Genomic DNA, 21,530 nt, shown 5'->3' with positions numbered 1-21,530 from the left:
AGATTTTAATCTCCCTTTTTTATTTATTGTATTTGCACCTTAAACGCCTTTCTCGATCCATCCTTCATTACAGCATTTAGAATGAATAACCCTCTAGGCCAGTTTCTACAATCATAACTTGAAGCTGCATCTAACAGCTTAAACGGTAAACCTGTAACAGTATAGACTGTTATATAGTCAACCCTACTCACTCCTTTTAGATATAAATTATTCACAGCCGGATTAGGGTAAATATCCACAGCTGCATCTAAACCATCTTCTATACCGCTAATTACATTATCACTAGTAGCGGTAATTCTGATTGACACAGTGTCAAACTCAGAAGAAGTTAACCTTATGGCATCATCAATGTCATAATTGGTATTATCACTACCAGGCTCAAAAAGAATATAGATTGTAGTATTAATTGCTCCATTGCCACTAGGCTCTAGCTCTATTTGGTTAGTAAAGCTATCCAAGTCGCCTGAAGTAGATACACTAAAATACTCTGGTGTAACAATGGTTATAGCTGTAGTTAAATTTGAAGCTTCAATGTTAAAGTACTGAATAGTTCTTCCATTATGTATCAAATATCCAAAATCTGCCATTCTTTCAGCAACTGTAACTGTAGCGTCACCATTGTTACTACCTCCACCTCCAGATCCTCCTCCATTATCATCTGAAGACCAGATTGATTCTACATATTCAGGGTGGTCAATAAATGGATTTCTATTACCTTGAAACTCGTAAGTTCCATTATTTCTATCTATTTCTCGCTGACTAACAGGATCATTTTTATGCCATTTAAGCAGCATATTAACAACCCAAGTTTTATAAACATGATCAGAAGTGCCATCAAGCACATCTGCAGCCCCTGTATTATTATTCCAAGAAACCACTTTATCTTCATACCTTGTAGCCATATATAACCAGGCTCTGGCTACATCACCTTTAAACTCGTCTATAGGTTCAAAAACCGTTCCTGAGTAACCCAAATCGCTAGCTCCACTTCCCAATTTCGACCCATTAGCCGAAGTGTAAGTAGCACCTCCCACTTCGCCATAAGGATAATTATTACGCATACCGTTTACTTTACCATCGGTAGCCATAATATGATTTACATCACAATACATCGGATCAATAGAACCTCCAAACCAACTTTTTGGAAAAGTATGTTCTCGATTATAGCAATCTCCTTCACTAACAAAATTACCACACTGGTTAGTAGATTTCACGAAATTGTAAGGGTCAGCCGCCAAAGGATTTTCGCTATATATGTCTAGTATAGTCCCATCCTTTTCATAATAATTATCTAACGAATAATTCGTATAAAAATCCCAAATTGCACCATAACCACGCGTTTGATGCCCATTTTCTATTATGTTGTGTAAAGCTGTCTTCAGCTCATAACCGCTCTTGTTTTCTGCAGCTGAATAATACCCTGTAGGTATTTGTGCATAGCTTAAAAAATTACTAGATGTGAGGAAAAAAAATAGTGCTACCTTCACCTGATAGCACCATCCTCTTTTGTTTTGTTTAACCTTCATTATTAAATATTTCTGCCAACTTGTTTTCCAGTTCTTGCCCTCTCAAGTTTTTGCCAATTATTTTCCCGTCTGGGTCCAGCAATAAGGTGAAAGGAATAGCGGTTACATTATAAGTTTTAGCCGCCTTTGAGTTCCAGAATTTCAGATCAGAAACCTGAGTCCAGGTGAGGCCATCTTGTGCTATAGCCTGTAACCAATCCTCTTTTTTACGATCTAACGAAACTCCATAAATTTCAAAACCTTTGTCTTTATATTTATTGTATAGCTTAACTACATTAGGGTTTTCCATTCTACAAGGTCTGCACCATTTAGCCCAGAAGTCAATCATCACATAATTGCCCCTTAATGAAGAGAGTTTAACCACTTCTCCTTCTGGGTTAGGCAATGCTATCTCAGGAGCTACCTGCCCTATAGCCAGCTTCTTACTATCTTCTACCTCTTTTACAAACTGCTGTGCTGGTGGTGAATTTGGCATTTCCTTTTTCACTAAATCAGCATACTCAGCAAAGAAATCATGGTTTTTATCTTTATCAAGAAAATTACCACTCTTCATAATTTCAATAACTCCCAAAGAGGCCCCTAAAGAATCTATCTTCTGCTTAATTTTATTTTTAAAGTTTGCATCTAGCTTAAGGTAATCTGATCTCACCTCTTCCATCGCTGCATTATCACCTTCTTGCCTAGCGGTAAGAAATTTATTATTTAGCTCTTGCACCTCCGGACTTCCCTGAAAATCCTGAAACATTTTCTGAACCCCTTCTATAAAATTATGGTCAGATGAACCCTTCACTTCAGCAAATCCTTTCTGGTTATTGCCGTCTACATTCACTTCTATATCTTCGTCATCCAATATTAAAGGTATCGCCTGCATACCGTAAAAATTTAATCGGTAATAATCAGCTCCGTTAATCTTAATTTCTTTTGAATAGGTATAATTATCGGCTAATTCTATAGTGTCAACAGGTATAACTGAATTATCTTGAAATTTTTCAAGGATAATATAGCCTTCCTGAGGATGTCCCACTTTACCAGATAATGTAATTGCACCTTCAATTTGAGAATCTGTTTGAGATGAACCAGAACATGCACAAAACAGCAATAATCCACCTAAAAGAATTGATTTATTCATAATATCTTTAGTTAAGCTTAGTCCTTAATAGCTCATTGGCTATTTTTGGGTCTACCTTTCCGTTACTTTTCTTCATTACTTCGCCCATAAACATTCCAATCAGCCCTTTTTGACCTTTCTGATAAGCTTTCACTTTATCTGGGAATGCCTCTAGCACCTCATCTATTACTGCTGCCACACTATCACTGTCACTATCTTGCAATAAATTCATTTCTTCAGCCAATTTTAACGCTGAAGTGTTCTCCGCCTCAATAAGCGCAGGAAACAGCCTCTGTGAAGCTGCCGAGAAGCTTACCTTATCATCATCTACTAAAGCAATTAACTCTGCCAAATTAGTAGTTGATAATTTAAATTCAGCTATATCAATTGATGCTTCATTTAAATATGACTTTACAGGCCCCATTATCCAGTTTGAAGCTGCTTTATAATTAGATGTCTTACTGCAAAGTTCCTCAAAATAAATCGCAATCTCCTTAGTATCAGTTAATACTTGTGCATCATACTCTGGTAAACTGTATTCTTTAATATACTTTTCTTGGAGTTCATTTGGTAAGCTTGGCATTTCTGCGGCAATAGCCTCTAACCACTCATCGCTTACGTGTAATGGACTTAAGTCAGGGTCTGGAAAGTAACGATAGTCATTTAATTCCTCCTTAGTACGCATACCAGACGTAGTTCCATTATTAGCATCGAAGGTTCTTGTCTCAGAAAAAATCTCATTCCCTTTTTCTACTTCAAGAATTTGTCTTTCTATTTCATGATCTATAGCGCGCTGAACGTTACGAATAGAGTTCATATTTTTAACCTCTACCTTTTTACCATAAGTAGTAGAGCCTACAGGCATTACAGAAATGTTGGCATCGCATCGTAAAGAACCTTCTTCCATGTTACCATCACAGACATCTAAATAGCGAACCAGCTTACGAATTTCTGTCAAAAAGGAAGCTGCCTCTTCCGATGTTCGTATATCCGGTTCTGTCACAATTTCTATTAAAGGAACCCCTGCCCTGTTATAATCTACTAGTGTATCAGGTTCTCCAGCAAGGTGTATAGACTTGCCTGCATCTTCTTCAATATGAATTCTATTAAGAATTACATCTCGAGATTCACCATTTCTTGGAAACACCTTTACATGCCCCCCCACACAGATGGGTGTTCTATCTTGTGTTAGCTGATACCCTTTAGGTAAATCTGGGTAGAAATAGTTTTTACGATCAAAAATCTGCTCCCTAATAATCTCACAATTACACGCCAATCCCATTTTAATGGCGTATTCCACCACTTTGGTATTCAACTTAGGTAAGGTTCCCGGATGGCCGAGGGTGATAACTCCTATATTAGTATTAGGAGCATCACCATAGCCGTTAATATCGGAATTATAGATTTTGGTTTTGGTAAGAAGCTGCGCATGTACTTCAAGTCCTATTACAGCGATGTACTTCTCTCTTATTGATTTGTCCATGGTGTTTTAAATTAAATGATCTCGCGTGCCTTATCCAAAACTTTTGGTAAGCCCGAGATATCTTTACCACCAGCAGTAGCAAAGAAAGGTTGCCCTCCGCCACCGCCTTTAATTTCTTTCGCCAACTCCCTCACAATACTTCCCGCATTCATGTCTTTCTCTTTCACCAAATTGTCAGCCACAACCACCGAAATTTGAGGTTTACCATCAACTTCTGCAGCTAAAACCAGAAATAAGTTCTCTACTTCATTTTTAAGTTCAAATGAAATGGTTTTTAATGCATCTCCCGCAGGCACTTTTACTTGCTCTATGATAGCATTAATCCCATTGATAGACTCGACCTTATTTAATAAATTCTGTTTTATATTTTGAGCTTCTCCGGCATTCAGTGACTCTATTTCTTTCTCTAGCTTGTTTTTCTGTTCTATCAAAACACTTACCGCTAACTTCAAGTCTTTCGGGTTTTTCAACAAGCCCTTCACTTCTTCTATCAACTGAAGTTGATCGTTAATGTAGTTTTCTGCAGCTTCTGCGGTAATAGCTTCAATTCTACGCACACCTGCAGCAATAGAGCTTTCGGAAGTGATTTTGAAAAAGCCTATTTGCCCTGTAGACTTTACGTGCGTTCCTCCACATAATTCTACCGAGTAATCTTTATCAAAAGTAATTACCCTTACGAATTTGCCATATTTTTCTCCGAAGAGCGCCATCGCTCCCATCGATTTTGCTTCTTCAATAGGCACATTGCGCTGTTCATCTAAGGCAATATTCTCCCTAATTTTCTGATTCACTATTTTTTCAACTGAAGCTATCTCTTCATCTGTCATTCTTTGGAAATGACTAAAATCAAATCTTAATAAGCTTTCATTTACTAAAGATCCTTTTTGCTCTACATGGCCTCCCAGAACTTCTCTCAAAGCTGCATGCAAAAGGTGTGTAGCAGAGTGGTTGTTCATGGTTAACCTTCTTCTCTCTACATTTACTACCGCCTGAAAGCGCGCCTCTACATTTTGAGGAAGTCTATCCGTAAGATGAATAATTAAATTATTCTCCTTCTTAGTGTCTATTACATGCACTTTCTCCCCATCAGCCTCTAAATATCCTCTATCTCCCACTTGACCACCACTTTCGGCATAAAAAGGTGTTTTATCCAATACTACTTGGTAAATATCCTTTCCTTTTTGCTTTATAGTTCTGTATTTCAAGATATGGGCATCTGCCATTAAATCATCGTAACCCACAAATTCTACATCTTCACCAGCCTTAACGATATTCCAATCTCCAGTTTCTTTAGCCGCATCAGCTTTAGAACGAGATTTCTGTTTTGCCATTTCAGACTTAAATCCTTCTTCATCTATCGTAAACCCATTTTCTCTGGCAATAAGCGAAGTAAGATCTAATGGAAAACCAAACGTATCGTACAATTCAAACGCTATAGCACCATCCAAAACCTCAGTTCCTTCCGCTTTCATCTGAGCAGTTACACTTTCCAATTTCTTCAGTCCATTGTCTAATGTTCTTAAGAATGAAACCTCTTCTTGCTCTATAACTTTAGTTACAAACTCTTGCTGCGCTTTTATTTCAGGGAATATTTCTTCGAACTGATCTACCAATATCGGCACCAATTCATAAATAAACGGTTTATCCTGATTAAGGAATGTATATCCATACCTTACCGCTCTTCTTAAAATTCTTCTAATAACATATCCCGCTCCTGTATTAGATGGTAATTGTCCATCAGTAATAGCAAATGAGATGGCTCTTACGTGATCAGATATTACCCTAATCGCTATATCAATTTTTTCATTCTCTCCATAAGTTACTCCAGCCTTATTAGCCAAAAAGTTTATCAAAGGAGTAAAAACATCGGTTTCGTAGTTAGAAGCCTTCTTTTGAATGGCCATACAAAGTCTTTCAAACCCCATTCCGGTATCAACATGCTTTGCTGGCAGAGACTTAAGTTCCCCTGAAGCCAATCTATTGAACTCCATAAAAACTAAATTCCATATTTCCACCACTGCAGGATGATCTTCATTCACCAATTCCTTTCCTGGTTGTTTGGCTATTTCGTCTTCACTTCTTAAATCAATATGAATTTCTGAACATGGCCCACATGGTCCTGTATCACCCATCTCCCAGAAATTATCCTTCTTAGAACCATAAAGAATCCTATCCTCATCAATAATTTTTTTCCAATAATCGTATGCCTCTTGATCCACTGGAAGGTTATCACCTTCATCACCACCAAACACAGATACATATAAACGATCTTTTGGTAATTGAAATTCTTCAGTCAACAGCTCCCAAGCCCACTCTATAGCCTCTTTTTTAAAGTAATCGCCAAAAGACCAGTTACCAAGCATTTCAAACATAGTATGGTGGTAAGTATCTAAGCCTACTTCTTCCAAATCGTTGTGTTTACCTGATACTCTAAGACATTTTTGAGTATCTACCACACGAGAGTGTTCAGGTTTTTCGTTTCCTAAAAAATAATCCTTAAACTGGTTCATTCCAGCATTGGTAAACATTAAAGTAGGATCATCTTTATTTACAAGAGGTGCCGATGGCACTGTTTGATGTTGCTTCTGATTGAAAAAAGTGAGAAATTTTTTCCTTATTGATTTAGAATCCATTGATTGTAGAAAAATTTGATATTTTTGCGCGCGAAATACTTTTTTTTAAGAAAATTAATATATTGCAGTTAAACCAAAGCTTTAACTTTCACGTTGTCAATTTATTAATACCTCTCCTCTACGGACAGGTGCACAAAAATAATAGATTTTAGCTTAGATAATAATGGCCAGAATAAAATATTACTACGATACTGAAACCTGCCGCTACGAAAGAGCGAAAGTTACCTCTTCAGATGTAGTACTAAACATGTTAGGCTTCCTTTCTGTGGCATTAGTCATGTCTGTTATAATAGTGTTAGTATATAATACTTACTTCGAATCCCCAGAGGAAGCACAACTTAAAAAAGAGAATAAAGAACTTACCTCCTATTACGAGGATTTACAAAATGAAATGGTGGAAGTAAATAGAGTTATCAACGCCCTTCAAGAGCGCGATGACAATATTTACAGAAAAATATATGAGGCAGAACCTTTGCCCCCAACAGTCAGAGAAGCTGGCCACGGTGGTGCGGAAGAATACAAACGCATTATGGAAAAGGGCATGAAGGATAAGGAATTAGTTTTAAATACTTTTAAAAAGGTAAATAAAATTAAAAGAAAAGCAAGAATACAAAACCAGTCATTTGACGAAATCATTGCCTTTGCTAAAAAAAACACTGAAAAATTAAGCTCTATACCTTCAATTCAGCCAATAAACAATAATGATTTAACCAGGTTAACTTCTGGCTTTGGCATGCGTATAAACCCATTTCACAAGGCAAGAGTTAAACACACCGGAATAGATTTTTCAGCACCACGTGGGACACCTGTTTATGCCACAGGTAAAGGCAAGGTGGTTACCGTTAAAGATAAAAGCGTATTACAGACGGGTTATGGTAACTATATTGAAATAATTCATAACTCCGGTTATAAAACTAAATATGCCCATTTAGGTGATATTGATGTAAAAGAAGGGCAAACTGTACAAAGAGGCGATGTTATAGGATTTGTAGGCAGCACTGGAGGCTCAATTGCCCCACACGTTCACTATGAAGTGATTAGAGATGGGAAAAAGATTGATCCTATAAATTTTTTGGTGCAAGGTCTGAACGAAGATGAGTACAGTGAATTAATTAATTTAGCAGAAAGAGAAAATCAGTCGCTAGATTAATGTTATTTTTTTAACTTTACTTTTTACTTTATAGTTAATGGCTAAAATAAGATATTACTATAATACTGAAACGTGCAAATACGAACCCATAAAGGTTACGGGTAAAGCCATGATATGGAACGTTATAGGTTTCCTATCGGTGTCATTCGTCATAGCCCTTGGGTTAATATATTTGTATCGTACTAACTTCACTCCGCTTAAAGAATCTATTCTAAAATCTAAGAATCAAAAAATAAGATTAGAATGGGATGTGTTAAACGAAGAGCTTGAAGAAGCCTACACCAAGGCTAAGGAACTTCAGTTTAAAGATGACAAGATTTACCGTGTCATTTTAGATACCGAACCAATAGCCACTACAGTCAGAGAAGGCGGTATGGGTGGCCATGACAAGCTAGAGCAGCTAGAAGATAACGGAGTAGAAGACCCCGAACTGATATTTGACACCTCGCAAAAGCTAGATAACCTAAGAAAAAAGCTTTACATACAAAGTAAATCATACGACCAAGTATCTAAAGTCCTTACTGAAAAGGAAAAAATGTGGGCCTCACGACCAGCTATTCAGCCCATCAACAACAAAGAATTAACTAGGCTGCATACCACATTTGGTAGACGCTTTCACCCCATCCTCAATAAATGGATGAACCACGATGGCCTAGATTTCTCCGCTCCTATTGGCACTCCTGTTTATGCCACTGGTGACGGCCTCGTAACTTCCTCTTACCGATCGTCATCATACGGAAATGTAATATTTGTAAATCATGGCTACGGTTATCAAACACGATACGCACACTTAACTAAATACATCGTAAATCAGGGTGAATCAGTAAAACGCGGGCAAGTAATTGGTTATGTAGGTAACACCGGCCGCTCAAAGGGAGCTCACTTGCACTACGAAGTATTGTATAACTTCAAACCTATTAATCCTATCAACTTTTTTCAGAGAGACCTAGGAAATGAAGAGTACGAAAAACTAATCGAAATAAGCAAGAAGGAAACAATTCCTTTAGACTAAAAATAACACGAAAATTTATAAAGAGCCTCCGGCTCTTTTTTTGTTTATCGCCTCCTCATCACATTCATCCAAAATAGGTTTGGTTTTATTTAGATATTGAGCATCTTTCAGGTCAATTTAAATCCTAAACCTATGTTGAAATTAAATTTTAAGTGGCAATGGAGTCTTATTGCCCTTTCGATGGCATGTACAGAACCCGCCATTGAGAAACAATCTGCCCCAGAAGTTGATGTGACAGCAAACAACAACTTAACTGAAGCAAGACAATTTGGTCCTGGAGGCGGTGTACTTATGCAAGCCTTTTATTGGGATGTGCCTGCAGGAGGTAATTGGTACAACACTATCAATAGTAAAGTGGCTGAATGGAGCAGTGCTGGTATATCGGCCATATGGTTGCCTCCCGTTTCTAAAGCTATGGCCGGAGCCACTTCCATGGGCTACGACCCAAGCGATTACTTCGATTTTGGAAATTATGATCAAAATGGAACTGTAGAAACACGCTTCGGTTCAAAAGCCGAACTAGTTAATCTAATTAATAATGCTCATCAAAATGAAGTAGAGGTATATGCTGACATAGTACTAAACCACAATAGTGGTGGAGCATCTGAATACAACCCAAACACAGGCACTAACACCTACACTGATTTTAATCCGGCCTCAGGTAAATTCTACAGAAGTTATAATGACTTTCACCCTAGCAGCTACAGAGACAGTGACGAGGGTTATTTTGGAGGCTTTCCTGATGTTTGTCATACCAACCCATACGTTCAGGATTGGCTATGGAATAGAGAAGATGGAATGGCAAAAACCTTTCAAAATGAGCTAGGTTTCGATGGCTGGCGCTTCGACTATGTCAAAGGCTTTGGAGGCTGGGTAGTAAGAGACTGGGTGAATAGCGTTGGTGGTTTTGCTGTAGGTGAAAACTGGGATGGCAATGCTCAAGTTTTACAAGATTGGGTAAATAGCACAGACCGAACTGCATCGGCATTCGATTTTGCGCTGTACTATAAACTAGACGAAGCATTTGATGGCAATGATTTAACCAAGCTAAATGCTGATATGCTGTGGAAAAGAGACCCTGAAAAAGCTGTTACATTTGTAACCAATCACGATACAGACATCGTATGGGACAAAATGCATGCATACGCTTATATCATGACGCATGAAGGATACCCAACTGTATTTTATCGTGATTATGAAGAGTGGCTAGACAAAGAAAGACTTATCAACCTCATATGGATTCATAATAACAAAGCCGTTGGAACTACTTCCATTCTCTATGCTGATAATGATGAGTATATTGCCAGAAGAAATGGAGCTCCTGGTTTAGTAGTTTACCTTAATGACTCTGATCAGAGCGTTGAAAGATGGATACAAACCAACTGGAGTAATACTATAATCAAAGATTACACTGGAAATTCTAATTGGCAACCTACAACCCAAGGAGATCAATGGGTAAAAATTGAATGTCCTGCAAATAGCTATACTATCTGGTCTACGTTATAAACTAATACTTAACCTGACAGAAATAGCCTCTGTCAGGTTAACTTTTCATATGAAAACCATTATTAAATTATTCCTGCCTTTACTGTCTGTTATCTCTTGCAACCCGCCCTCAAATACAAACTTGGAGGCTAACTACCCCCACCACACGCTAAAATACCATTCTACTGATTCTATTAACTCTCCAACTATTATTGCAAACCCTTCTTCTGGTGAAATAATTGTTATTTCCAAAAAGGCTTCCGCTACTCCCCCATCCTTTTCAAATAAAAACGGTTTTCATTCCGCTTACACCAGCATAGACTCGCTAAGCGAGACCTCAACTGCTTATCATTTTTACCCTATCACTGATCAAAAACTTTTTTATGCTACAGGGCTAAAAGGAGATCTCCCTATTTCTTTTACTATGAACTGTAATCGCAAAGAAATTAACTATCGCCTATCGGACACGCAATACAATAAATATATTCACGAACATGGCAGCAATGGGGAAATTAAGTTGTTTAATCTAACAAATGAAGATATAACTGGAAATGAAATTAATAAAGATGGTTTTAATATAAGGTTTCAATCCTACCTTTTTAAGGACACACTACACATAAAAGTAAAAGCAGTCAACCATTCAAGGAACAAAGTAACTATAGCTTCTCCATTAATAAACCAATCACAATTTCAACTTACCTCTTCATTTGATACAGACACACTACCCCCCTCTTCCAGATTAATTCATCACTTCAAATACATAAGTAACTCAGAGTTAAGCAGCTTTGAGGCATCTCCAAATTTTATTAATCTGCTGGACGTAGCAGACCGAGATAAAAAAATATTTACAAAAAATTTAAGTTTTACTGCCAATTAACTTCTGATATTAAAATCTTTAGCTTTAATTTGTTGCCCCAAATTTTAGTGCTATGAAAAAATTACTCTGGTCTTGCTGTATTTTAATTTTGGTGAGTGCGTGTAAAGTAACTCAACCAACTTCTAAAAATAATGATAAAATCACCCTTGATTCACTCTTAGTAAACAGAGTAGACACCGCTAAAAACAGAGTAAAAAAAGACACTCTCATTGTGCAAATACCTGATTCTGTAGAAATAGGAATACACAGGCTATTAAAAGACACCATTAGCTTTGTAGGCGTGGGTGATATAATGATGGGAACTAATTACCCTAACAATTATCTACCTGCAAACGAAGGGAAAAACTTGTTTACAGAGGTTGATAGCATACTACAAAATGCAGATGTAACCTTCGGAAACTTGGAAGGCACAATTCTTAATGAGGGAGGCAATCCAAAATACTGCAAAGATCCTTCTGTATGTTACATTTTTAGATCGCCAGAATATTTAATAAACAATTTGGTAAATGCTGGCTTTGATGTAATGAGTACTGCTAATAACCATGCTGGGGATTTTGGTAACCCCGGAAGAATAAATACGGCTAAAGTACTAGACTCGGTAGGCATTAAACATGCCGGCCAGACAACTCAGCCTTATACTACCTTCATGATTGATGGTATGAAATATGGTTTTGCCGCCTTTGCTCCTAATACAGGCACCATGAGCATTAATGACATAGCTGGTGCCGAGAAAATTGTTCAACACCTAGATTCTATAAGCGATGTAGTTATTGTTAGTTTTCATGGCGGTGCTGAAGGAAGCAAATACGAACATGTACCTAGAAAAAACGAATATTTCTATGGGGAGAATAGAGGCAATGTATATTTATTTGCGCATTCAATGATTGATGCAGGCGCGGACATCATTTTTGGACATGGCCCACACGTTACTCGTGCCATGGAGGTATACAAAAAAAGGTTTATTGCTTATAGTTTAGGAAACTTCTGTACCTATGCAAGGTTCAACCTTCGTGGGGTAAACGGCATAGCTCCAATTGCTAAAGTTTATACTAACAGCCAAGGAGAATTTTTATACGGACAAATAGTGCCTATAAAACAAATAGCACCAGGAGGCCCGCGAATAGACCGCGATAAAAGGGTGATTTTAAAAATTCAGGATTTGCTTGAAAAAGATTTCCCAGAATCTAAAACAAAAATTGACGATAGCGGTATAATTACTTATATTGAGAATTAATAATTGAATGCCCTACAAAGAAAAAACCATAGAGAAAAAGTATTATGCCATAGGCGAAGTAGCTGCTATGTTTAACGTAGCCACTTCCCTCATTCGATTCTGGGAAACAGAATTTGACATAATAAAACCAAAGAAAAATAGAAAGGGCAATAGACAGTTTACCAAGGAGGACATTGAAAATGTCAAGCTAATCTACCATCTAGTAAAAGAAAGAGGTTACACACTTCAAGGAGCAAAAGAATTGCTAAAGAATGATGGAGACCTTATAAAAGATAAAATGGAGATGATTGATTCTTTAACCAAGGTTAAAGAGTTTCTGCAAGAACTAAAGCAGCAAATACCCTAAAACATCTTTATGCATGACAACAGAGTTGCTCAACTAGCATTATATTTTACTCCAGGTGTTGGAAATTTTGCTATTAAGCAGCTCATTAGCTATGCTGGCTCACCACAAGATGTATTTAAACTCCCTAAAGGAAGATTACTAAAAATTCCCGGCATTGGTAATATCACAGCCAATGCTATCTTACAAAAATCTGGCTATGCCAAAGCAGATGAAGAATTAAAAAAAATTGATAACTCGGGAGCTAAGTTACTTTTATACACCGACAACGAATTCCCTGAAAGATTAAGGCAAATTAATGACTCTCCTGCATTGCTTTACTTCAAAGGCTCTGCATCTCTAAATCACAGCAAAATTGTATCAATAGTTGGTACACGAAAATGTACTGAATACGGCAAAGCCGTTACTAAAAAAATTATTGAAAGCCTCGCAAAGTACAATCCGTTAGTTATAAGTGGACTAGCCTATGGCATTGATATACAAGCTCATAAAATAAGCCTGCAAAACAACATACCAACCATAGGAGTAATGGCTAGTGGAGTTGACATCATCTACCCTAGTGTACATAAAGATGTAGCTAACAAAATGATTGAAAACGGGGGATTATTAACTGAACAAGCTATAGGAGCTAAACCTGATGCGCACAACTTTCCTGCACGGAATAGAATTATAGCAGGTATGGCCGATGTAATAATTGTTATAGAAGCGGCTAAAAAAGGAGGCGCATTAATTACTGCAGAAATAGGCAATAGCTACAACAAAGACGTATTTGCTGTTCCTGGTCATATAGATGCTCCGTATTCAGAAGGGTGCAACCATTTAATAAAATCACATAAGGCACACCTCTTAAATAGTGTTGAAGATATTGAATACATTATGAATTGGGATACAGAGCAAAGCAATCCTCCAAAAAGCAATACCATAGACATCAGTCAACTTTCAGATAAGGAAATAACCATTTATGAGTTATTAAAATCAGCCACTGAACCTATGATGGTAGATAACATTAGCTGGCATACGCAAATTCCTATTAACGAACTGGCTTCTATTCTTCTCCATATGGAGTTCTCTGGGCTGGTATCAGCACTACCGGGCAAGCGATATAAATTAACGATATAAGGTGCATAAAATGAAAAAGGCCTGAGTAAAACTCAAGCCTTAAATCATGAAAAACCCCGACTAAATTACTAGCATTTTTTACTCACTGTCATATATTCTGTGATTACATTTATCACGTATAACATCATAAGCTTTTAAGTCTCCTAACTCCCCTGCCTTACTTAAATCCAAACAACCTTCTTGAATTTGACCAAAATCCAACCTCAAAATCCCTCTCAAGTAGTAGGCATCTACATTTTTAGAATTTAATTCGATGATTTTAGAACAGTCGTTGATAGCATCTTGATATGCTTCTAATTGTTGCTTCGCCTGTCCCCTTTTGTAATATGCATCTAAAAGATCTCCGTTTAACTTAATGGCTTCTGAGTAATCAGCGATAGCACCATAGTAATCTTGTAACTTGAATTTTATCATACCTCTTGAATAAAAAGCCTCTGCATACTGATCATTCTTTTCTAGGCATAAATTGAAATCTTTCATGGCACCGTGTAAATCATCAAATGCCTCTTTAATTTTACCTCGCAAATAATACGCCTGGTAATAACTTGGGTCTTTTTCAATTGCCGCATTAAAACTAATTACTGCTTGCATGTACTCACGCTTTTCATAGAGCGACTTACCCTTTTCGGTAAATTCCTTCGCTCCCTGTCCATAGCTAAGCGTAAGAGCACTACAAATAACTACAGCTGACAATAGAAGATTTTTTATCATTTTTCTCTGTTTTTCACGATTGAACAATAGTTTACAAAAAAGATGCGAAAATATTCGCCATTTTAAAAAATACAGTTTTTAAGCCATATAGGCACTTGTTACCTGTAAGACTTGCTGAAATGCTTTATAATCTAATCCCATATCGGGAATTTTACTCTCCAAAACGGAAAGAATGACTTCTGTTGGAATATTTCCAACAAGCTCATCTTCTGCCATAGGGCAGCCTCCATATCCCTTCAGTGCACCGTCAAATCTTTGACACCCAGCCCGCAACGCACTTTCAATTTTTTCATAAGCCTGATCATAGGTAGAATGCAAATGAATACCAAATTCCACATCCGCAAACTCATTACTTAATCCTCTGTATAATGCTTCTATCTGATCAGTATTGGCCACGCCTATTGTGTCCGCCAAAGATATAATTTTTATATTCATAGCATAAAGTATATCTGTAAACTTTAATATTAATTCCTCTGAATATTGATCTCCATAAGGATTACCAAAGCCCATTGATAAATATGCCACCACTTCCCTGCCTTCTTTAACAGCAAGGTCATTAATTTTTTTTAAAGAGTCTAACGCCTCATCAATACTTTTATTGGTATTACGCATTTGAAAGGTCTCAGACACTGACAATGGAAAACCGAGATAATGTATCTCTTCAAATTGAAGAGCCTCCTTCGCTCCTCGTTCGTTTGCAACTATGGCCAATAACTTACTTCTGGTTTTACTCAGATCCAAGCCCTTCAATACCGCTGCGGTATCTTTCATTTGTGGAATGGCCTTAGGTGAAACAAAGCTCCCAAAGTCTATAGTATCAAAACCAACACTTAATAATTTATTGATGTATTCTATTTTCCTATCAGTAGGAATAAAATGCTTCAAGCCCTGCATAGCATCTCTGGGGCATTCTATTATTTTCATTGTCTTATTTTATAGTCTTCTACTTAATAATGTACAAGTTACAGTTAAATGCCGGCTAACAGCTTATGGATAATTTTGTTCATTTAACTTACTTTTTTTTACTAATTACAATATAAATCTTTAGCTTGTATTTTTAAACTTACTTATAACCAATATGTCATTAGAAAAGTTGACCGCTACCCTCGGTGTGAAACGTGCCGCCCATCTACTGAGAAGGGCCACCTTTGGAGCGACCAAGCAGCAAATTGATGACTTTGCTGACCTAACACCCGAACAGGCTGTAAACATACTTTTTGATACAGCCATTCCTGATCCACCATTACCTGTAGATGACAAGACTAATGCAGAATGGATCACTACAGGCACCACAGATGCTAATACTGGAGATGGTGATTTGACTAATTATGTAGTATCATGGTTCGTTGGGCAAATGCATAGCAATGGCATTAATGGAAGCAATGAAAAGCTAGCTTATGCTTTGAGAGAAAAGATAACACTTTTTCTCCACACCCACTTCACCACTATGAAAGGAAAAGTAAGTAACAGCCGAGCTTTATACTTTCAAAATGCACTTTTTAGACTTTTTGCTATAGATAGACTAGACCCAACTGTAACCGTTACTGATAAGGAGACCGGTAACACTTCGCAAGAAATAGCACCTAGAAACTTTAAAGAACTAACCAAAAAAGTGTGTGTGGACAATGCCATGCTAGTATTTTTGGACGGAACCCTTAATGTAAAAGGTAGCCCTAACGAAAATTATGCTCGTGAAATGTTTGAGCTATACACCATAGGGCGTGGCTTAGAGGCAGAGGTAACCAATAACCCTCCGACAGAAGCTGGTGACTACCTTACCTTTAAAGAACAAGATGTAAAAGCTGCAGCGAGAGTTTTAACAGGCTTTCAGTTCGATAATCAGTTTGAAAATATAGATGAATACACTGGTTTGCCAAGAGGCATAGCAGCTCCAACAGCACATACTACAGATGCAACTCAGAAGCAATTTAGCTCATACTATAACGATCAGACCATAACTCCCACCCCTGATACATTGGAAAATGGAGCTATAGGAGAAGAAAGTATGCTTGATGAAATTAGTCAGATGGTAGACATGATTTATGAAAGAGAAGAGACTGCTAGACAGATATGTAGAAAGCTTTACAGATTTTTCATCTACTATAGCATAGACAAACCACTGGACGATGAGATTATCGCTGACCTCGCTCAAACATTTGTAGATAATGACTACAAGCTTTACTATGTTTTAAAAGAAATATTTACCAGCAAGCATTTTTATGATGCCGCAACCGAAATTACTGATGACAAATTCGGAGGTATAATTAAATCTCCGCTGGACCTAGTTTTAGGTGCAAGAATATTCTTAGGACAAGAATTACCTCCTTATGAGCAGCCTTATATCAACTTCTACGAAGCTGTAAGCTCGCTAAAAGGAGAAATGAACTTACAAGGCCTTGATCTATATGAACCTTATGAAGTAGCCGGATATGGGGCATACCATCAGTTTCCGGTGTATAACAGAAACTGGATAAGCACCAACTACCTTACTCAGCGCTACGATTATATTAATAAGCTACAAAACGAAAATGAATATATTCCTCCATTAGACTATCGACAATTTGTGATAGACAACTTCGACAATGTAGCCAGCAATAGCAAAGAACTCATTTTGGAAATCTTACCATATATTTTTCCTATGGCTGAAAATATGGATTTTGACAATGACAATGCTCAGGCTACCATTAGTAAAGAAAGGCTGAGGTTTTTCTTGCAATCATTTCTGCAGTTTACTGACTATGATGACAGTGCTTCGGTTACCAACAAGCAAGATACGTGGCAACAATTTTACGAAAACCCAGCAAGCTACTTAGAAACAGGTGAATACTTAAGACGATTATTCAACGCAATATTACAAACACCTGAATTTCAACTTTTTTAACATTCACCATTATTTACAGTAAACATGAAAAGAAGAAGTTTTGTAAAAAGCGTACCCCTAGCATCTGGAGGAGTTTTTAGCCTTAATCATTTACCTGTAAAGGTGATGGGAAAAGACAGTCAATTATTTCAGTTGACTCAATTTAGTGAAGATGATGAAGATAGGGTAATGGTAATTATACAGCTCCATGGAGGAAACGATGGGTTAAACACTGTAATTCCTATAGAGCAATATGATTTATATTATCAAAAACGAGCCAATATAGCTATCCCTGCTAAAAATAGCGCACGTAGATATATCCCTTTGGATTCTACACTTGCACCTGAAGATCAAGTAGGTCTTCACCCAGACATGTATGCCGCTAAAGACCTATATGACTCTGGCCGCATGTCTATAGTACAAGGTGTATCCTACCCACACAATAATGGATCTCACTTTAGAGGTCAAGACATTTGGTTAATGGGTGGCGGCTACGCAAGGTACACCGACTCGGGCTGGATAGGCAGATACTTAGCATCAAAATATAATGTAGATGGCATGCAGTATCCTGACGACTACCCCAACGCGGAAATGAAGGATCCATTAGCCATTGAAATTGGCAGTGATGTATCATTAATGTTCCATCAGCAAGGAAATATCCCTACATCTATTTCTTTACCTGGTAGTCCTGAAGGTTTTAAGCAGTTAGTAGAAAGCCTTGCAGGTTTTGAAGACACAAACATAGACCCAAGAGGAATGCCCCCTGCGTTTCTTAAAGATTCTCCTTACTACAAGGAGATGGAGTGGATATTGGGCCTTGAAGATAAAACTGAAGATTACGCTGCCAGACTTCTAGAGGTATTTAATAGCGTAGGTGCTACTAAAGTTACCTATCCGGAAGCCTATACTTTTGCCGCCCCAAAAGCCTATAAATACAATTCGCTTTCTTCCCAACTACAACTAGTGGCCAGACTAGTAGCGGGAGGCGCTAAAACCAAAGCGTACTTGGTAAAAATTGGTGGTTTTGACACCCATGCTGATCAAGTAGAAATTGGAGACCCTACCATGGGGTTGCATGCTGCTTTAATGTATCACGTAACTTCAGCCATGCGTGCCTTTCAAGAAGATTTAAGAGTTAGAGGCGTAGAAGATAGAGTGCTTAGTATGACTATCTCCGAGTTTGGAAGAAGAATTGAATCTAACGGAAGCTATGGTACAGACCACGGAAAAGGAGGGCCAATGTTTTTATTTGGAAAACACGTAAAACCAGGCGTAGTGGGCACCAACCATGACCTTAAAAGTGATGATGGCAACATAGCCATGCAATTTGACTACAGGCAGGTATATGCAGGCGTGCTGATGGATTGGATGAAGGTAGATAAAGATATTGTAAGCAATGTATTGTTCGATAACTTCATTGATGGAGAAAAGGTAGAGGGTGAAGAAGGCATGTATACTCCTCTCAACCTTATAAAAGAAAAGCTAACTACTGGCAATGAAGATTTCTTTAACAGTAGATACAGACTCAATGATCCGTACCCTAACCCTGCAAAAAATTCAACCAAGGTATCTTATTACATTAACGCTGAGTTAAATGTAAGCCTCACCATGTTGGATAGCAGAGGCCAGCTAGTAAAAACCTTAGTTTCTAAAACACAGCAAGCTGGAGAACACAGTATGGAAGTAGATTTATCGGGAATTAAATCAGGGGTTTACATCCTGCAAATCAATGCAGGTCTGTTGAAAACCTCCAAAAAACTAATCGTAAAATAAAGATTTTAATTTGAGCAACTTCTAACCTATTTTTTATAATGAAAAAATTTCTAGCACTTTTAATAAGTGTGTGTGCGGTTATATTATTTTCTCATAACGCAATATATGCCCAAAAGAAAAAAGGGAAAATGTACCCATCGTACAAAACAAAAAAAGCTAAACCATCGGACAAGTTTTTAAATACCCAGTGGTGGCTAGGCTTTAGGGCGGGGGCTAACCTTACAGATATGAATGTGATACACCAATATTCTTCATTCAGCCCCCTAAATTATAATGCTGAGATTACAAAAAAATCATATAAGTCTTTTGAAACTGCACAAATGGGAGGTCAGGCAGGACTTGAAATCACCTTATACCATAAGGGGTTTTCATTCAGTTTGCAACCTAATTATGCAAGACATAAATTCACTTACTCTAATGCTTATGCATGGCAAGATGCCACAGACCCCGTAAATACATTAACACTGGAGCATGACATAGAGCAGCAATTAGATTATATAGAGTTTCCTCTTTTCATCAAATACGATTTAACAAGAGGAAATTTAAGGCCTTTTCTTCAAATTGGAGGGTATTATGGCACTTTAGTGGGCGCTTACAAAAGCATAGAAACTAACGGTATTGATAATGCTTCTGGTTTTGTGGGGCCGTTTGCCACCAAAAATGACACGTATGGCAATAAAGACCAATACCTAAAATCATCTGCAGGAATTGCTGGCGGTGCGGGCTTCAGCTTTGACTACTGGAATCTAAGAATAGTGTTTGATGTCACTTACAGATATGGAATGCATAACATAGCCAATGTAAAAAACAGGTATAACCAGAATGAATTAGTGGGCCTAGGAGATGTGCCTGATGACACAGAGATGCGCAATATTTCTATGAATTTTGGCTTACTATTCCCTCTAAGATTTATTAGTAAGAAATACGATGCATTTAATTAATTCAGTTTTAAAGCCCAAAGATTTAAATTAATAATGAAAAGATATATTTTATATATTCTATCCATATCAGCTGCACTTTTTAGTTGTGACATACAAGACAATGAAGCAGAGCCCGAAAAATCATTTTTTAAAATATATGATAATGACGAGTTTCAAGCTTCGTATATCCCTATAGATGTAAAGCAAGCTGAAGATGGTGGCTATATTGTGTTAGGCGCTTTTAGAATCACCAATAGTGAAGATTCAACTGACAATAATAAAAGTCCATATACGGGAGTTTACACCTTAAAAACTGATAGGTATGGTGAGTTTGAGTCTCAAGAAGATTTTGGCAATGACTTCATTAACCCGGTTGGTGATTTAATGAAAATTAATAATAAATTTTACTTCTTGGCCATGAACCCTATCAATCATGTAAGTGGTTTATTTTCTATCGACCAGACTGGTACTGTAGAAATTGATAGTGCAATAGGTTTTACAGCCCCTTTACATGCGTCTGTGGATGGAGAGGAAATTTTAATGCTTAGCTACGATTATGGTGGCAAACAAAGTATTTTTTCTGTAATTAACGCAAACGGAGAAGTATCCAAGTCTCAAGGTTTTGACATTGGAGCCGGTGAAGGCACAGAACTCCCTATAATAGAGAGCCTCACAAGAACAGGAAAGCCCCTACCCTACATCACTGGCCGAATGGATAATGGTGTGTATTATTTTAATGGTTTTGTTAACTACACCATGTCTTTACAATTCACCAATTTCACTGAAACGATTAATGGAGTGGTGCAAGGCAACACTACTGATGCAGCCATCAGTTCTGTAATAAATCTTGGAAGCGATATTTTCGCTTTATCTCGCTACAATGCAGGAGACAACTACGTTATACCTAGGCAAAATGTGGATTTCTCTGGCACTACCAGCTCGCACGACTATCCTGGAAATTTATTCCCTGAATTAGTAGAAGATGCACATGTTGTAGTAAAGCAAATTAGCATTAACGACATGGACATTACGATGTACGCATCTCAGACTCAAAATGGACAGATAGTGCTAATGGCATTTGCTTCCAGCACAGGAGAGCTTTTAGGCACCAAATATTTAGGAGCAGGAAATAGGTTCGAAGTAGCCAACTTCTCTACCACCGAAGATAATGGTTTGATAATATTGGGAAATACCTATTTATCAGGAAGGTTTTCTAGACTTTGTCTATTCAAGTTGTCAGAAGATGATTTAAAAGAAATCATCGAATAAAAAAAGGCCTTCATAGAAGGCCTTTTT

At 37.5% G+C, this 21,530-nt stretch carries 17 protein-coding genes; 11 read left to right on the top strand and 6 right to left on the bottom strand.

Annotated elements, in window-relative coordinates; translation table 11 throughout:
- Nucleotides 1-23 precede the first annotated feature (23 nt).
- From ACXACQ_RS15100 to alaS, 4 genes are read right to left on the bottom strand one after another with little or no spacing between them, the layout of a single operon-like run.
- Complete coding sequence (locus ACXACQ_RS15100; protein ID WP_474976792.1) at nt 24-1,526, bottom strand: HNH endonuclease signature motif containing protein; 1,503 nt, start codon at nt 1,524-1,526, stop codon at nt 24-26.
- A complete protein-coding gene (locus ACXACQ_RS15095) occupies nt 1,516-2,655 on the bottom strand; it encodes a redoxin domain-containing protein (protein WP_474976791.1) in 1,140 nt (379 codons plus the stop codon). Before ACXACQ_RS15095 ends, ACXACQ_RS15100 begins: the two co-directional genes overlap by 11 nt.
- 7 nt (nt 2,656-2,662) lie before the next feature.
- Nucleotides 2,663-4,117 carry an Asp-tRNA(Asn)/Glu-tRNA(Gln) amidotransferase subunit GatB gene (gene gatB / locus ACXACQ_RS15090; RefSeq protein ID WP_474976790.1) on the bottom strand — a complete coding sequence of 485 codons (1,455 nt, stop codon included), beginning with the start codon at nt 4,115-4,117 and terminating at the stop codon, nt 2,663-2,665.
- An 11-nt stretch (nt 4,118-4,128) separates the two neighbouring features.
- A complete protein-coding gene (alaS, locus tag ACXACQ_RS15085; protein WP_474976789.1) occupies nt 4,129-6,750 on the bottom strand; it encodes an alanine--tRNA ligase in 2,622 nt (873 codons plus the stop codon).
- A gap of 163 nt (nt 6,751-6,913) precedes the next feature.
- Between alaS and ACXACQ_RS15080 the strand changes: the two genes are divergently transcribed.
- The 7 genes from ACXACQ_RS15080 (at nt 6,914) to dprA (ending at nt 13,970) form a co-directional block, all read left to right on the top strand.
- On the top strand, nt 6,914-7,900 hold the full coding sequence (locus ACXACQ_RS15080; protein WP_474976788.1) for a M23 family metallopeptidase: 987 nt from the start codon (nt 6,914-6,916) through the stop codon (nt 7,898-7,900).
- A 37-nt stretch (nt 7,901-7,937) separates the two neighbouring features.
- The gene (locus tag ACXACQ_RS15075) at nt 7,938-8,912 is read left to right on the top strand and encodes a peptidoglycan DD-metalloendopeptidase family protein (RefSeq protein WP_474976787.1); all 975 of its coding nucleotides are present in this window, start codon (nt 7,938-7,940) and stop codon (nt 8,910-8,912) included.
- A gap of 132 nt (nt 8,913-9,044) precedes the next feature.
- Entirely contained in the window at nt 9,045-10,418 is a 1,374-nt protein-coding gene (locus tag ACXACQ_RS15070; RefSeq protein ID WP_474976786.1) for an alpha-amylase, read from the top strand.
- 49 nt (nt 10,419-10,467) lie between these two features.
- Nucleotides 10,468-11,274, top strand: coding sequence for a hypothetical protein (locus tag ACXACQ_RS15065; protein ID WP_474976785.1), 807 nt, complete (start codon nt 10,468-10,470; stop codon nt 11,272-11,274).
- Nucleotides 11,275-11,326: 52 nt separating this feature from the next.
- On the top strand, nt 11,327-12,508 hold the full coding sequence (locus ACXACQ_RS15060; RefSeq protein ID WP_474976784.1) for a CapA family protein: 1,182 nt from the start codon (nt 11,327-11,329) through the stop codon (nt 12,506-12,508).
- A 7-nt stretch (nt 12,509-12,515) separates the two neighbouring features.
- Nucleotides 12,516-12,854 carry a MerR family transcriptional regulator gene (locus tag ACXACQ_RS15055; protein ID WP_474976783.1) on the top strand — a complete coding sequence of 113 codons (339 nt, stop codon included), beginning with the start codon at nt 12,516-12,518 and terminating at the stop codon, nt 12,852-12,854.
- Between the two features lie 9 nt (nt 12,855-12,863).
- Entirely contained in the window at nt 12,864-13,970 is a 1,107-nt protein-coding gene (gene dprA, locus ACXACQ_RS15050) for a DNA-processing protein DprA (RefSeq protein WP_474976782.1), read from the top strand.
- Nucleotides 13,971-14,048: 78 nt separating this feature from the next.
- Here the strand turns inward: dprA and ACXACQ_RS15045 are convergent, their stop codons facing one another.
- A complete protein-coding gene (locus ACXACQ_RS15045) occupies nt 14,049-14,681 on the bottom strand; it encodes a tetratricopeptide repeat protein (protein WP_474976781.1) in 633 nt (210 codons plus the stop codon).
- A 78-nt stretch (nt 14,682-14,759) separates the two neighbouring features.
- Complete coding sequence (locus ACXACQ_RS15040) at nt 14,760-15,605, bottom strand: hydroxymethylglutaryl-CoA lyase (protein ID WP_474976780.1); 846 nt, start codon at nt 15,603-15,605, stop codon at nt 14,760-14,762.
- A gap of 154 nt (nt 15,606-15,759) precedes the next feature.
- On the opposite strand from ACXACQ_RS15040, the gene ACXACQ_RS15035 reads away from it, so the two are divergent.
- From ACXACQ_RS15035 to ACXACQ_RS15020, 4 genes are read left to right on the top strand one after another with little or no spacing between them, the layout of a single operon-like run.
- Nucleotides 15,760-17,562, top strand: coding sequence for a DUF1800 domain-containing protein (locus tag ACXACQ_RS15035; protein ID WP_474976779.1), 1,803 nt, complete (start codon nt 15,760-15,762; stop codon nt 17,560-17,562).
- Between the two features lie 24 nt (nt 17,563-17,586).
- Nucleotides 17,587-19,314: a DUF1501 domain-containing protein gene (locus ACXACQ_RS15030; RefSeq protein ID WP_474976778.1), complete on the top strand. Its 1,728-nt coding sequence runs from the start codon at nt 17,587-17,589 to the stop codon at nt 19,312-19,314.
- 38 nt (nt 19,315-19,352) lie between these two features.
- Complete coding sequence (locus tag ACXACQ_RS15025) at nt 19,353-20,255, top strand: outer membrane beta-barrel protein (protein ID WP_474976777.1); 903 nt, start codon at nt 19,353-19,355, stop codon at nt 20,253-20,255.
- A gap of 33 nt (nt 20,256-20,288) precedes the next feature.
- A complete protein-coding gene (locus ACXACQ_RS15020; RefSeq protein WP_474976776.1) occupies nt 20,289-21,503 on the top strand; it encodes a hypothetical protein in 1,215 nt (404 codons plus the stop codon).
- Nucleotides 21,504-21,530 lie beyond the last annotated feature (27 nt).

It is taken from the genome of Fulvivirga sp. AWR4_260 (assembly GCF_056158185.1).
This window is presented reverse-complemented; position numbering and strand designations above follow the sequence as displayed.